The organism is Streptomyces albus subsp. albus (genome assembly GCF_000725885.1).
GTDB classification, from domain to species: Bacteria; Actinomycetota; Actinomycetes; order Streptomycetales; family Streptomycetaceae; genus Streptomyces; species Streptomyces albus.
This window is the reverse complement of record NZ_JODR01000011.1, coordinates 26,766-40,794: the sequence shown is the minus strand read 5'-3', so window position 1 is coordinate 40,794 and position 14,029 is coordinate 26,766. Positions and strand designations below refer to the sequence as shown.

The window sequence follows — 14,029 nt, the reverse complement described above, 5'->3', positions numbered from 1 at the left end:
ACCACCCGGCAGCCCGGCTTTCCAGCCGGTTCTCAGTCCGCGATGTCCGCGTATGCGATCGCGTGTTCCACCCGGGCCCGCACCAGATACTCGCCGGGCACGGCGTTGCGGCTGCCGAACGCCTCGGCCTGCTCCTCGCCCATGTAGCGGCCCCCGATACGGGTGGCCCACTCGCGCAGCTCGTCGAGGTCCTCGACGAACTCCGCGGCCACGCATTCGAGCATCACGAAGCTGAACGGCGGCTCCTGGTCGTCCACGCAGAGCGCGAACCGCGGCTCGCGGCGCAGGACCTTGCACTTGAGGGAGTCGCTGCCCGTGGTGAACAGCAGATGCCCCTCGTCGTCCAGCAGGAACCAGACGGGGGTCACGTGCGGGCGGCCGTCCTTGCGGGTGATGGCCAGCTTCCCGGTCCGCGTCCCCGTCAGGACGAACTCCCGCCACTGCTGCTCGGTCATCTGCTGCATCGCCGCTCGCCTCCGCTGTCGCGCTCCGGATCCGGGGCGGCACAGCATAGGCAGTGGGCGGCGCGCACGGTGGGACCGAAGGGCGGGGGTGCCTCAGCGTGCCCCGGCCGGCTCCAGTTCCACGGGACCCACACCGGCCCGGCGGGCCAGCGCCACGGCGGCCAGCGTCGAGTGGACGCCCAGTTTGCCCAGGACGTTCTGCATGTGGGTGCGCACCGTGTGCGGCGACAGATACAGCCGCTCCGCGACGGCCTTGCGGCCCAGCCCGGCCACCATGCAGCGCAGCACCTCCCGCTCGCGCGGGGTGAGGGACTCCACCAGGCGTTCGCTCTCGGTGCGGTGCTTGCGGGTGGCCGTCAGTTCCTTGAGGACGCCGGTGAGCAGGGCGGGCGGCAGATGTGTCTCGTCCTTGAGGACGCCGCGGATGACCTGGAGCAGACGGGAGAGCGAGCAGTCCTTGGCGACCCAGCCGCCCGCGCCGGCCTGGAGCGCGGCGGCGGCGTGCCTGGGGTCGTCACGTTCGGCGAGGACCACGGTGCGCACGTGCGGGTAGTCGGCGCGGACCCGGGCCACCAGCGGTAAACCGCCCGGTGCCTCCGCCGTGCCCGCCACGGCGCCGACGGCGGTGCCCGACGGGTCCTCCAGCGCGGCCAGCGCTCTGCCGGGTGCGGGGCCCGGCCCGGCCGCCAGGGCAGCGGGTGCGGGCGGGGCGGACACCGGTTTCTCCCCGCCGGGGCGGGGCGGAGCCGCGCCCGGCTGCGCCGCTCCGTTCAGCGGGGCGCCCAGATTCGCGTCCACCAGGAGCACGTCGAAGCGGCGGCCCTCGGCCGCGGCGCGCTCCAGATGGCGCAGCGCCGCGGCGCCGCTGCCGGCCGCGCCGACTTCGACGTCCTGCTCGGCCGCGAGCGCGGCGGCCAAGGACTCGGCGAAGATCCGGTGGTCGTCGACCACCAGTACCCGAATGCGTTGCATGGCACCCCCTCGCAGTGCGGGTACGGCGCCCGTGCGCGGGGAGGCGTCGGCGGCACGGCCGCCGCCGTGTCGCACCGTCCATCCCGCCCCTGGGCGTCGTACCCGGCTGTCTCGCCCCCTGATCAGCACCGGCCCCCACCGGTGCCACCTGGCTTTCAGAGTACGGGCGGGCTGCGACAGTGGAAGGCCAATCACAAAAATCGTGCCACTCGTCACCCGGCCCAGGGGGTGTACGCGGCGCACTCACACCGCACGGAAGCACACTCAGCGCGCGGACACCCTCCGTGCGCCTCGCACCAGCCGGCCCGTGCGCCCCGTGCCGCGAACGCCGTGCGGCGGAACGGCCAGTCGCCCGCGCCAGCGGTTCACAGCCGCTGTGCGCCCGCGCTCGGCACCGCCTCGAACAGCTGCGGCGCCAGATGGCCGGCGGCCTCGAACGCCGAGGTCACCGCCGCGCCGACCTTCTCCGTCGCGGACTCCTCCACCAGCACGACGGCGGACCCTCCGAACCCGCCGCCGGTCATCCGCGCCCCCAGTGCGCCCGCGCCCAGGGCCGTGTCGACCACCAGGTCCAACTCGGCGCAGGAGACGCGGAAATCGTCACGCAGGGAGGCATGTCCCGCGCTCAGCAGCGGACCCACCGCACGGACCTCGCCCGCGTCGAGCAGCGCGACGACTTCTTCCACACGGCGGTTCTCCGTGACGACGTGCCGGACGCAGTCACGCACCTGCGGGTCGTCCAGACGGGCGTCCAGCCGGGAGAGGGCCGTATCCAGGTCCTCGTACGCCACCTGACGCAGGGACGGCACCCCGAGGGCCGCCGCGCCGGCCTCGCAGGCGCGGCGGCGTCCGGCGTACGCCCCGTCGGCCAGGGTGTGCTTGACGCGGGTGTCCACCACCAGCATCCGCAGGCCGGAGGCGGCCAGGTCGAAAGGGACCTGACGCCGCGTCAGGTCGCGGGCGTCCAGGTGCAGTACATGGCCCTCCGTGCAGCAGGCGGAGGCCATCTGGTCCATGATGCCGCAGGGCATGCCGACGAACTCGTTCTCCGCGCGCTGGCACAGCCGCGCCAGCCGGTCGCGCGGCAGGTCCAGCCCGTACAGCTCGGACAGCGCGAGCCCGGTGGCGACCTCCAGCGCCGCCGACGAGGACAGTCCGGCCCCCGTGGGCACCGTGCTGGTCACATGGATGTCCGCGCCGCCGACGGGGAGACCGGCCTCGCGCAGCGCCCAGACGACCCCCGCCGGGTAGGCCACCCAGCCGCCGTCCGCGCCCGGGGCGAGCGCGTCCAGGGGCAGCTGGTAGGCCGCGCCGGGCACGTCCCCCGAGTGCAGCCGAAGGACGCCGTCGGTGCGCCGGGCGGCAGCCGCGTGCACCGTGTGCGGGAGGGCGAAGGGCATCACGAACCCGTCGTTGTAGTCCGTGTGTTCGCCGATCAGGTTGACCCGCCCGGGGGCCGCCCACACGCCCTCCGGGTCGGCGCCGTAGACCGCGCGGAACCCCTCCCGCGCGTCGCCCGTCACGCCTGGCCCTCTTCCGCCGTCAGCCGGGCGAACCGCCAGGCGTCCTCGACGATCTGCGCCAGTCCGCTGCGTTCGGGGCGCCAGCCCAGCCGGGTGCGGGCGCGCTCGGCGGAGGCGACCAGGACGGCCGGGTCGCCGCCCCGGCGCCCGGCCACCACCTCCGGGATCTCGTGCCCGGTGACCTTGCGGACCGTCTCGACGACCTCGCGGACGGAGAAGCCGCTGCCGTTGCCCAGGTTGCAGATCAGGTGCTCGCCCGGCGCGGCGTGCTCCAGGGCCAGCAGATGGGCGCGGGCCAGGTCGGCGACGTGGATGTAGTCGCGCACACAGGTGCCGTCGGGGGTGGGGTAGTCGTCGCCGAAGACGGAGACGGCCTCCCGGCGGCCCTGCGCCACCTGGAGGACGAGCGGGATCAGATGCGACTCGGGGTCGTGCCGCTCGCCGAAGGCGGTGCCGTCCGCGGCGAAGTAGGCGCCCGCGACGTTGAAGTAGCGCAGGGAGACGGCGGCCATGCCGTGCGCCCGGCACTCCCCGCCGATCATGTGGTCCACGGCCAGTTTGGAGGCGCCGTAGGGGCTGGTGGGGGCCGCGGGGTCGGTCTCGGTGATGGGGGTGCGCCCGGGCTCGCCGTAGACGGCGGCGGTGGAGGAGAACACCAGCTTGCGCACTCCGGCCTGCCGCATGGCCGTCAGCAGTTCGACGGTGCCGCCGACGTTGTTGCGCCAGTACTTCTCCGGCTGCTCGACGGACTCGCCCACCCTGGAGTGCGCGGCGAAGTGCAGCACCCCGTCGTACGAGCCGTCCAGCACCCGTCCGGCGTCCTGGATGCGCCCCTCGACGAACGCGGCGCCCCGGGGAACCCCCTGGGGGAAACCGGTGTCCAGGTCGTCCAGCACGGTGACGGTGTGCCCCGCCTCCAGCAGGTGTGCCGCCACGACACTGCCGACGTACCCGGCCCCGCCGGTCACCAAATACTTAGCCATGGGTGGCCACCTCTCGCAGTCGTGCTGCCGCGGCCTCCGGCGGCACGTCGTTGATGAACACGTTCATGCCGGACTCGGAACCCGCGAGGAACTTCAGTTTGCCGGGAGCCCGGCGGATGGTGAAAAGCTCCAGATGGAGGGCGAACTCCTCGCGGGCCGCCCGCCGTGCCCCGTCGCCTTTCGCCAAGGGCGCCTGGTGCCAGGCGGAGATGTAGGGGGTGCGCGGCTCGTCCGGTCCGAAGATGCGGTCGAAACGGCGCAGCAGTTCCAGATATATCGCGGGGAACTCGGCGCGGGCGGCCTCGTCGAGCGCCGGCAGGTCGGGCACCCGCCGGACGGGGTGGAGGTGCACCTCGTAGGGCCAGTGGGCGGCGTAGGGGACGAACGCGGTCCAGTGCTCGCCCTGGAGGACGATCCGCTCGCCGGCGGCCCGTTCGGCCGCGACCAGGTCGTCGAAGAGGTTGCCGCCCGATGTCCGCTCCGCGTAGGCGGCCAGGGAGTCGAGCATCCGCGCGGTGCGCGGCGTGGTGAACGGATAGGCGTAGATCTGGCCGTGCGGGTGGGAGAGGGTCACCCCGATCTCCTCGCCGCGGTTCTCGAAGCAGTAGACCTGCTCGACACCCGGGGTGGCGGACAGTTCGGCGGTGCGGTCGGTCCACACGTCGAGGACGAGCCGGGCCTGTTCCTCGTCCAGATCGGCGAAGGAGGCCCGGTGGTCACCGGTGAAGGCGACGACCTCGCAGCGGCCGGCGCCCGGGGCGTGCCGGAAGAGCCCGGCGGGGTCCGCGTGCTGCACGGCGCCGGGCGCGCCGTGGAAGGAGGGGAACCGGTTCTCGAAGACGACGACGTCGTAGTCCGCCTCGGGGATCTCACTGTGGCGGCCGTCGCGGGAGGGGCACAGCGGGCACTCGTCGGCCGGCGGATGGTAGGTGCGCGCGTTGCGGTGGGCGGTGACGCCGACCCAGTCGTCCAGCAGCGGGTCGTGCCGGATCTCGGACCGCGCCTCCACGGGCGGCATCGGGCGCGGGTCGGCGGCGGTGCGGGTCACATCGTCACGCAGGTCGTAATAAACGATCTCGCGGCCGTCGGCAAGGCGGCCTGAGGTCTTCTTCACCGGGTGGCTCCTCGTTCCTTGACCTCAAACATAATCGCACACAAGGAACCATGAGCCAACAGAATGTTCAACGCGGGCGAGCTGCGCCGCACTCGGGGGCACACTCCGTCCCGGGGCGTGCCGCACGGCACCTCCTCCCGGATGCCAGGAGCGGGCAAAACAGGCGAACCACCCATAACGACACTCGACAATCATCACAATCAAACAAACCTGTGCAACACGTCCTTTCAAAAGTCGAAAACTTGTGGGTACGTTCGCGTCCGTTCCGATCGCGCAATGAAGCGAGTGACCCATGTTGCACCTGGCCGAAGGGCTACGGCTCCCCACCAACGGACTCGATTACACAATTCTCGGCATCTACTTCGCCGTCGTGCTCGGGATCGGCTTCGCCGCCCGCCGCAGCGTGAAGACCAGCCTGGACTTCTTCCTCTCCGGCCGGTCGCTGCCCGCGTGGATCACCGGTCTCGCCTTCGTGGCCGCCAACCTCGGCGCCACCGAGATCCTCGGCATGGCCGCCAACGGCGCCCAGTACGGCGTCTACACCGTGCACTGGTACTGGATCGGCGCCATCCCCGCCATGGTCTTCCTCGGCCTGGTGATGATGCCGTTCTACTACGGTTCCAAGGTCCGCTCCGTTCCCGAGTTCCTGCTGCACAGGTTCGGACCCTCCTCCCATCTGCTCAGCTCGGTGATCTTCGCCGTCTCCTCGGTGCTGATCGCCGGCGTCAACCTCTACGCACTGGCGCTCGTCCTCAAGGCACTGCTGGGCTGGGAGCTGTGGGTGTCCATCGTGGTCGCGGGCTTCTTCGTGCTCGCCTACATCACGCTGGGCGGACTCTCCTCGGCCATCTACACCGAGGTGCTCCAGTTCTTCGTCATCCTCGCGGCGCTGATCCCGCTGACCGTCGTCGGCCTCAAGCGGGTCGGCGGCTGGGACGGCATCACCGACACCCTCTCCGGGCGCAACGGCGACGCCTTCATGACCGCCTGGGACGGCACCGGCATCGGCTCGGCCAACCCGCTGGGCGCCAACTGGCTGACCATCGTGCTGGGCCTCGGCTTCGTGATGAGCTTCGGCTACTGGACGACCAACTTCGCCGAGGTGCAGCGGGCGCTGTCCGCCAAGAACCTGTCCGCCGCCCAGCGCACCCCGCTGATCGCGGCCTTCCCGAAGATCCTCATCCCGGCCGTCGTCGTCATCCCCGGACTGATCGCGCTCGTCATGGAGCCCACGCTGGGCAAGCACAAGGACGGCCTCCAGTACAACGACGCCATCCCGGTGCTGATGCGGGACCTGCTGCCCAACGGCGTGCTCGGCGTCGCGGTGACCGGTCTGCTGGCGGCGTTCATGGCGGGCATGGCGGCGAACATCTCATCGTTCAACACGGTGTTCACCAACGACATCTACGCGGCCTACCTCAAGAAGGACCGGCCCGACGAGCACTACGTGGCCACGGCACGCTGGGTCACCGTCGTCGGCGTCCTGGTCGGCATGGGGACGGCGTTCATCGCCTCCTCGTTCAGCAACATCATGAACTACCTCCAGACGCTGTTCTCCTTCTTCAACGTGCCGCTGTTCGTCGTCTTCATCATCGGCATGTTCTGGAAGAAGACCACGCCCGCGGCCGGCTTCTGGGGGCTGCTGACCGGCACCGTCGGTGCGATGGTGAACTACTTCTGGTTCTACAAGCAGGGCATCGTCGACATCCCCAGCGACCAGGGCGCCAACTTCGTCTCCTCCATCGTGGCCTTCGTCGTCGGCTCCGTGGTGATGGTCGTCGTCACGCTGTTCACCAAGCCCAAGCCGGCCGAACAGCTCGCGGGGCTCGTCTACGGCACCCGGTCGCCCGGCGAACCGGAACTGCCCGAGAAGGGCGACGACGCCTGGTACCGCAAGCCGGCGCTGCTGGGCTGGGGTGCCGTCGTCCTGGCCGCCCTGTGCTACATCCCCTTCTCCTTCTGAGCCCCGAGACGAAGGACACCGAACCCCAATGAGCGACAAGAGCAACACCCCCGCCGCCGCGCAGGCGGCCAAGGACGTCGAGGAGCTGGAGCGCCGCTCCCAGACCGCCGCCCGTCTCTTCGACGTACGGCGCATCATCGGCGGACTCTTCGTGGTCTACGGCGTGATCGTGACCCTCGCGGGCGTCTTCGCCTCCGACGAGGACCTCAAGAAGGCGCAGGACATCAACATCAACCTGTGGACCGGCATCGGCATGCTGATCCTCGGGCTGGCCTTCCTGCTGTGGCTCCGCCTCAGCCCGACGATCCCCCCGCCGGACGCCGGGCAGGAGAAGGAAGAGCGGTAACGCACCGCCCCCGGCCCGGTCGTGGGCACCGGTTCCGCCGCGCGCGGGACGGGTGTGCGCGACCGGGCCCCGCGCCCCGGCCGGCTCGGACGCAGCAGTCCAGGCCGGTTCAGGCGCCGGAGCCCTGGCCTGCCCGGTCCAGCAGTCCCGTACGGGCGGCCAGCGCGGCGGCCTCCAGCCGCGAGCCCACCCCCAGCTTCATCAGCACCCGCTGCACATGGGTGCGTGCGGTGGACGGCGCGATGCCCATGCCCGCGGCGATCAGCCGGGTGTCCTCGCCCTCGGCGACCCGCACCAGCACCTCCACCTCCCGCGGCGTGAGCATCTGCAACAGCCGCGCCCCCTCGTCGTCGGGCTCGGCGGCGGGGTTGAGCAGCTCCGCGAACGACTGCTGGAGCAGCTGCGGAGCGATCGCGGACTCACCGGCACGGGCCTTGACCATGGCGCGCTCGACGCCCTCGATCCGCTCGTCGTGCCGCACATAGCCGGACGCCCCCGCCGCGAAGGCGGAGGCGATACCGCGCGGGTTCGGCACCGGGCCGAGCACGACGACCGCGATCTGCGGTTTCTCCCTCTTGATGCGCACCACGGGATCGAAGACCCCCGGCTCGGCGGGCGTCGCCGTCCCCAGCAGGCACACCTCCGGGGCCCTGCTGATCACCAGTTCGGCCGCGCCCGCGCTGGGCGCCGCCGCCGCGAGCACCCGGTGCCCGCGCAGCTTGAGCGCCGAGGCCAGGGCCTCGGCGAGCAGGCGGTGGTCGTCGACCACCATGAGCCGTACGCTCATAAAGCTCGCTCCCCCACACACTGCTGCGACTGCAAAAGGCCCCGCACCCCCTGCGCAGCCCCTCCTCTTGTTCTCCGGGAAGCTACACGCTCACTCGCCGTTCCGCGCCCCTTACGTAACGAAATCCCGGAGCGAAGGCGGGAACCCGCCGGGCCTCGAGCAGCCCGCGAGGGCGTCGCACGACGGCGGCCGGCCCGCCACCGAGTACAGTGACGGGCCGGCCGCTGCCTGCTGCGGTGCTGTTCAGCCGCCCATGGGGGCGTATCCGACGGCGAGGCGCGGGGCCTCGTCGTCCAGGGACGAACGCTCCGAGATCATGTTGTCCTGAATGAAGAACCTGTTGTTCACGAAGATGAGCGGGGCGTCCACCGAGTAGGCGTCGACCGAGAACGCCTGCTCGCCCTGGCCGATGTCCGAGGCGGGCATCTTGAGCAGAGTGGTCTGCTTGCCCTTCTTCGGCTCCAGGGTGACGATCTCGCCGCCGTGGCCCAGACTCGGCGTCTTGTAGCCGAGGACGTTCTCGCCCTGCATCTTGAACGGGATGATCGTGCGGTCCTCGCCGGCACCGGACTTCCACTTGGCACGGCCGGTGGCGAAGTCGAAGGCCATGATCTCGTTCGTCTCGGACATGTCCGAGGAACCGTCGTGCTCGGTCGTGGACAGGTACACCGTGTCGGAGCCGACGGCCATCCCGTAGCAGCCGTTGACCTCCAGTTCGCAGGGCTTGTTGTAGCGCTTGCCCAGCGAGATCTTCGCCTTGAGCTTCTTGTCCTCGCCGATGGTCAGCACATCGCTGGCGAGTTCGTCACCGGCGCCGACCACCAGCACCATGGGGTCGGTTGAGGCCACGCGGACGTTCTTGACGCCCTTGGGGGGCTCGTACTTCCACTTGGCCTTGCCGGTGTCCGGGTCCAGCTTCTGGACGGAGACCTGCGGCCGGTCGAAGTCGTGACCGCACTCGACGACGGCCACGAGGGACTTGCCGCCCTGGTAGCCGACGTCACGGCAGTTGCTCGGCTTGGCCTCCCACAGCTTCTTCTTGGAGGAGATCTTGTAGCCGACCGAGCCGCCGATCCACGCGGAGGCCACCGTGTCACCGCTGATGGCCACGTTGTCCACGGAGCGGGTCTTCGCGTTGGGCATCGTCTCGTCCCAGGCGATCTTCTTCGCGTCCAGGTCGACGATGACCATACGGGTGCAGTCGGCGCTGTTGGAGATGGTCTCCTGGACGACGACGGCCACCTTGTGGTCCTTCGTCATCTCGTTGGAGGCCGCGCAGACGTTGCCCTTGAGCGGGATCTTCGTCTGCTTGCCGGACGCGAGGTCCTGGACGAGCATCTCGCGGACCGACGACTTGGCGAACACCTTGTCGGTGGCCCACGCCCCGGCGACGGTGGTGACGTCGTTGACCGTGGGCGCCTTCATGTCCACGACCTGCTCGGCCTGGGTGTTTCCGGGGGGCGAGTTGGGGTTCTCGCCGCCGGTCGCCGACGTGCCGCCCTTGCCCTTGGACTCGTCCTCCTTCTTGCCGTCGTCCTTGGTCAGGAAGAAGACACCGACGCCGGCCACGAGCACGACGGCGACGACCGCCGCCACGATCGCGACGACCTTGGAGTTCTTCCTGCCGCCGCCACCGCCGCCGGGCATCCCCGCGGCCGTGTTGGCGTACGGGTAACCACCGGGCGGCTGCGCATAGCCGCCGGGCGGCGGACCGGGCGGGCCGGGCGGCCCGGGGGGAGGCGAGGGCGGGCCCGGCGGAGGAGGCGTGACGGCGCCGAACGCGGCCTGCGTGGGGGCCGCGTGCGTCGGGGCCGCGTGCGTCCCCTGCGGATAGCCGTACCCCGGGGGCGTCCCCGGTGCCGGCGGCTGGTCCGGCTGCCCGCCGGGCCCCTGCGGGGACTGCGGAGGCTGCGGGGGCTGCTGCGGATAGCCGTAACCCGCCGGGCCGGACAGCTGGGTGGGCTGCTGGCCGGAATGCGACTGCTGCGGAGCGCCGTAGGGCGGCTGCCCCTGCGTGTTCTGCGGCGGTTCCTGCGGTGCGCCGAAGCCTCCTGATGGCGGCTGGCTAGGCGGCGGAGGCGGCTGCGACATGAACAATCCCTCGTTATGGGCAGACCGGCGCCGGACCTCTAACCCCCGTAGGGCCGAGCGAATCGGACATGTGGCCCACCAATGGCAGACATCTGAGCGGAAGTTCTTTCTACCATCGGACACGATCCGGCCACCGAGTCGGTTCCGGCCCCCCACCGCCGTGACACCGACTCGCAACACCCCCGGAACCGAGTCGGTACCCGCACCGCCCCCGAGGCCGCAACGGCGCCGCATCGGCGCCCCTCCGGAAGGCCCCCGGCGCGGCCCGGCGAGCCGGGACGCCAGGGGCCCGCGGTGGGCGTCAGGCCCCTTCGGACTCGGCCAGTTCCAGCCAGCGCATCTCCAGCTCGTCCCGCTTCTCGCGCACCTGGCGCAGCTGCGCGTCCAGCCCGGCCACCCGCTCGAAGTCGGTGGCGTGCTCGGCCATTTCCGCGTGCAGGGCCGCCTCCTCCTGCTCCGCCTTCTCCAGCTGACGCTCGATGCGCTGCATCTCCTTCTGCGCGGCACGGGAGAGCGCCGCCGGCTTCGCCGGTGCCTTCGCCTCCGGCCTGCCCGCCGTCGCGGCCGGCCTGCCCGCGGTCCGCTCCGCCGCGGCGCCGGCCGGTGCGGCGGCCCGCGCCTGGACGCGGGCGCGGCGCTCCAGGTACTCGTCGATGCCGCGCGGCAGCATCCGCAGCGTGGCGTCCCCCAGCAGCGCGAGGACCCGGTCCGTGGTCCGCTCGACGAAGTAGCGGTCGTGGGAGATGACCACCAGCGAGCCCGGCCAGCTGTCCAGCAGATCCTCCAGCTGGGTGAGGGTCTCGATGTCCAGGTCGTTGGTCGGCTCGTCCAGGAACAGCACGTTGGGCTCGTCCATCAGCAGCCGCAGGATCTGCAGCCGGCGCCGCTCACCGCCGGACAGGTCGCCCACCGGCGTCCACTGCTTCTCCTTGGCGAAGCCGAACCGCTCGCACAGCTGCGACGCCGTCATCTCACGGCCCTTGCCCAGATCGACCCGGGAGCGCACCGCCTCGACCGCCTCCAGCACCCGCAGGGCCGGGTCCAGCTCGGCCACCTCCTGCGAGAGGTAGGCCAGCTTCACGGTCTTGCCGACCTTGATCCGGCCACCGGTCACCAGCGGTGACTGGCGCTCACCACCAGTGGCGGCGGTCTCGGCCAGGGCCCGCAGCAGCGATGTCTTGCCCGCACCGTTCACGCCGACCAGACCGATGCGGTCGCCGGGGCCGAGCTGCCAGGTCAGATGCTTGAGCAGCACCTTCGGCCCGGCCTGCACCGTCACGTCCTCCAGGTCGAAGACGGTCTTGCCCAGCCGGGAGTTGGCGAACCGCATCAGTTCCTGGCTGTCGCGCGGCGGCGGCTCGCCCTCGATGAGCGCGTTGGCCGCCTCGATGCGGAACCGCGGCTTGCTCGTCCGGGCCGGGGCGCCGCGCCGCAGCCAGGCCAGCTCCTTGCGGACCAGGTTCTGCCGCTTGGCCTCCTCCTGCTGGGCGATCCGCTCCCGCTCGGCCCGCGCGAAGACGTAGTCCGAGTAACCGCCCTCGTACTCGTGGACCGCGCCCCGCTGCACGTCCCACATGCGGGTGGCGACCTGGTCGAGGAACCAGCGGTCGTGGGTGACGCACACCAGCGCCGAGCGGCGGGCGCGCAGATGGCCCGCCAGCCACGAGATGCCCTCGACGTCGAGGTGGTTGGTCGGCTCGTCCAGGACGATCAGGTCCTGCTCGGCGATCAGCAGCTTGGCCAGCGCGATCCGGCGGCGCTCACCGCCGGAGAGCGGACCGATGACCGTGTCCAGTCCCTGCGGGAAGCCCGGCAGGTCCAGGCCGCCGAACAGCCCGGTCAGTACGTCGCGGATCTTGGCGTCGCCCGCCCATTCGTGATCGGCCATGTCGCCGACCACCTCGTGGCGGACCGTCGCCGCCGGGTCGAGGGAGTCGTGCTGGGTGAGCACGCCCAGCCGCAGCCCTCCCGCGTGCGTGACCCGGCCCGCGTCCGGCTCCTCCTGCCGGGCCAGCACCTTGACCAGGGTCGTCTTGCCGTCGCCGTTGCGGCCGACCACACCGATCTTGTCGGACTCGTTGACGCCCAGGGAGACGGCGTCGAGGAGGGTACGGGTGCCGTGCACCTTGTCGACGGCTTCGAGGTTGACGAGATTGACAGCCATCTCTCTCCTGTCGGGGACCAGCCCCCAAGGGTAGCCCCGGTGCAGGGTGCGCCTGCCGGCCGCGGTGCCGCAGGCCGGTGCGGCACCGCGCCCGGGTCAGGTGCCGTGCAGCATGAGGGCGATACCGCCCACCATCAGGACGCTCGCGGCGGTGCGCGGCCAGCCGAAGCGCTCCTTGAAGAACAGCGCCCCGATGGCGGCGCCCGCGATGATCGAGGACTCGCGCAGTGCCGCCACCGGCGCCAGCGGTGCCCGGGTCTGCGCCCACAGCACCAGCCCGTAGGCGGCCACCGACAGCACGCCGCCCAGCAGCCCGCGCAGCGCGATCGGCCGCAGCCGGGCCACCAGGGCGCCGCGCCACCTGGCCAGGGCCCACAGCGGGATCGCCAGGCCCTCCAGCAGCATCAGCCAGGCGATGTAGCCCAGCGAGGTGCCGGAGGCGCGCACGCCGATCCCGTCCACGACGGTGTACGAGGCGATGGCCAGGCCGGTGCCGACGGCGGCGGCCAGCGCGGGCCACTGCGGTGTGCCGCCGCCCCGGCCGCCCTCGTCGGCCCCGGCGGACTCGGCGGATGTGTCGGCCTCGGTGGCCCCGGCGGCTCCGGTGGCCCCGGCGTCCGCGTGTCCCGCCGGCTTCTTCCTCCGAAGGCCCCACAGGGCGACGCCCACCAGCCCCGCCGAGGCCAGCAGGACCCCCGCGAGCTGCCAGGCGTCCGGTAGCTCGTGCACGAAGACGGCGGCCAGCACCGTCACCACCAGGGGTGCGGTGCCCCGCGCGATGGGGTACATCTGCCCGAACTCGCCCATCTGGAAGGAGCGCATCAGCAGGAGCTGGTACACCACGTGCAGGAGGGCGGAGACGAGCAGCGGGGGCCAGGCTCCGGCGGCGGGCAGCGGTGCGAAGCAGGCCAGCACGGCACCGCAGAGCGAGCCGCCGCCCCCGACCAGGGTGAAGGCGAGCAGCTGGTCCCTGATGCCGTGGGCCAGCGCGTTCCAGCTGGCGTGGGTCAGCGCCGCGAGCAGGACCGCGGCGACGACTATCGGGGTCATCCGGCCGCTTCGCGGACGTCGGCGAGGGTGCCGCCCGCGTGCTGGATGAGCATCTTGGGTTCGAGTGCGAAGACCGCGTGCGGGGTGCCGGCCGCGCCCCACACCGTCTCGTGCGCGAGCAGACCGCGGTCGGCCAGCACTCGCATCTTCGTGACATGGCCGAAGGGCGGTACGCCGCCGATCGCGTAACCGGTGGCGGCGCGTACGGTCGCGGCGTCGGCGCGCTTGACCTCGGTGGCGCCCAGCGCGTCCCGTACGAGGTCCACATCGACGCGGGAGGCGCCGTCCATGAGGACGAGCACGGGCTCGCCGTCCGCGGTGAAGACGAGGGACTTGACGATCTGCGCCAGCTCGCATCCGATCGCGGCGGCGGCTTCGGCTGCCGTCCGGGTCGAGTCGGGGAAGGTGCGGACCTCGACGTGGCCGAGGCCGAGGGCGGAGAGGGCTTGTGCGAAACGCGGGTTGATGGCGGCTGACTGCGTCATGCAGGGACAGTACAACCAACGGGCGTGAGAACGCCCCGGTCCCCTCGCGGGGACCGGGGCGGGCACGTCGCGCGGGCGCCGCCGGCG

The 14,029-nt window shown here is 71.6% G+C and carries 12 protein-coding genes; 2 read left to right on the top strand and 10 right to left on the bottom strand.

The features are described 5' to 3' along the window. Nucleotides 1-32: 32 nt before the first annotated feature. The 5 genes from IO40_RS0113940 to galT form a co-directional block, all read right to left on the bottom strand. Nucleotides 33-464: a PPOX class F420-dependent oxidoreductase gene (locus IO40_RS0113940; RefSeq protein ID WP_030406444.1), complete on the bottom strand. Its 432-nt coding sequence runs from the start codon at nt 462-464 to the stop codon at nt 33-35. A 93-nt stretch (nt 465-557) separates the two neighbouring features. Next, the gene (locus tag IO40_RS0113935; protein WP_016472630.1) at nt 558-1,436 is read right to left on the bottom strand and encodes a response regulator transcription factor; all 879 of its coding nucleotides are present in this window, start codon (nt 1,434-1,436) and stop codon (nt 558-560) included. A gap of 365 nt (nt 1,437-1,801) precedes the next feature. After that, nucleotides 1,802-2,959, bottom strand: coding sequence for a galactokinase (gene galK / locus IO40_RS0113930; protein WP_031175494.1), 1,158 nt, complete (start codon nt 2,957-2,959; stop codon nt 1,802-1,804). Further along, complete coding sequence (gene galE, locus IO40_RS0113925; protein WP_016472628.1) at nt 2,956-3,942, bottom strand: UDP-glucose 4-epimerase GalE; 987 nt, start codon at nt 3,940-3,942, stop codon at nt 2,956-2,958. Before galE ends, galK begins: the two co-directional genes overlap by 4 nt. Further along, nucleotides 3,935-5,056, bottom strand: coding sequence for a galactose-1-phosphate uridylyltransferase (gene galT, locus IO40_RS0113920; protein ID WP_031175493.1), 1,122 nt, complete (start codon nt 5,054-5,056; stop codon nt 3,935-3,937). The genes galE and galT overlap by 8 nt, the downstream gene beginning before the upstream one ends. A 292-nt stretch (nt 5,057-5,348) precedes the next feature. On the opposite strand from galT, the gene IO40_RS0113915 reads away from it, so the two are divergent. Together IO40_RS0113915 and IO40_RS0113910 are read left to right on the top strand one after the other, a co-directional pair. Then, nucleotides 5,349-7,019, top strand: a complete 1,671-nt coding sequence (locus IO40_RS0113915) for a sodium:solute symporter family protein (RefSeq protein WP_016472626.1) — start codon at nt 5,349-5,351, stop codon at nt 7,017-7,019. Between the two features lie 28 nt (nt 7,020-7,047). Further along, nucleotides 7,048-7,365, top strand: coding sequence for a hypothetical protein (locus IO40_RS0113910; RefSeq protein WP_016472625.1), 318 nt, complete (start codon nt 7,048-7,050; stop codon nt 7,363-7,365). A gap of 109 nt (nt 7,366-7,474) precedes the next feature. Here the strand turns inward: IO40_RS0113910 and IO40_RS0113905 are convergent, their stop codons facing one another. The 5 genes from IO40_RS0113905 to IO40_RS0113885 all read right to left on the bottom strand — a co-directional run bounded on the left by IO40_RS0113905 (nt 7,475) and on the right by IO40_RS0113885 (nt 13,942). Further along, nucleotides 7,475-8,152: a helix-turn-helix transcriptional regulator gene (locus IO40_RS0113905; protein ID WP_030406450.1), complete on the bottom strand. Its 678-nt coding sequence runs from the start codon at nt 8,150-8,152 to the stop codon at nt 7,475-7,477. Between the two features lie 243 nt (nt 8,153-8,395). After that, a complete protein-coding gene (locus IO40_RS0113900) occupies nt 8,396-10,243 on the bottom strand; it encodes an outer membrane protein assembly factor BamB family protein (protein WP_031175492.1) in 1,848 nt (615 codons plus the stop codon). Nucleotides 10,244-10,544: 301 nt separating this feature from the next. Then, nucleotides 10,545-12,407 (bottom strand): ABC-F family ATP-binding cassette domain-containing protein, encoded by a 1,863-nt coding sequence (locus IO40_RS0113895; protein ID WP_031175491.1) that lies wholly within the window; start codon nt 12,405-12,407, stop codon nt 10,545-10,547. 96 nt (nt 12,408-12,503) lie between these two features. Next, entirely contained in the window at nt 12,504-13,457 is a 954-nt protein-coding gene (locus IO40_RS0113890; RefSeq protein ID WP_031175490.1) for a DMT family transporter, read from the bottom strand. Then, the gene (locus IO40_RS0113885; RefSeq protein ID WP_031175489.1) at nt 13,454-13,942 is read right to left on the bottom strand and encodes a YbaK/EbsC family protein; all 489 of its coding nucleotides are present in this window, start codon (nt 13,940-13,942) and stop codon (nt 13,454-13,456) included. Before IO40_RS0113885 ends, IO40_RS0113890 begins: the two co-directional genes overlap by 4 nt. Between the last annotated feature and the right edge of the window lie 87 nt (nt 13,943-14,029).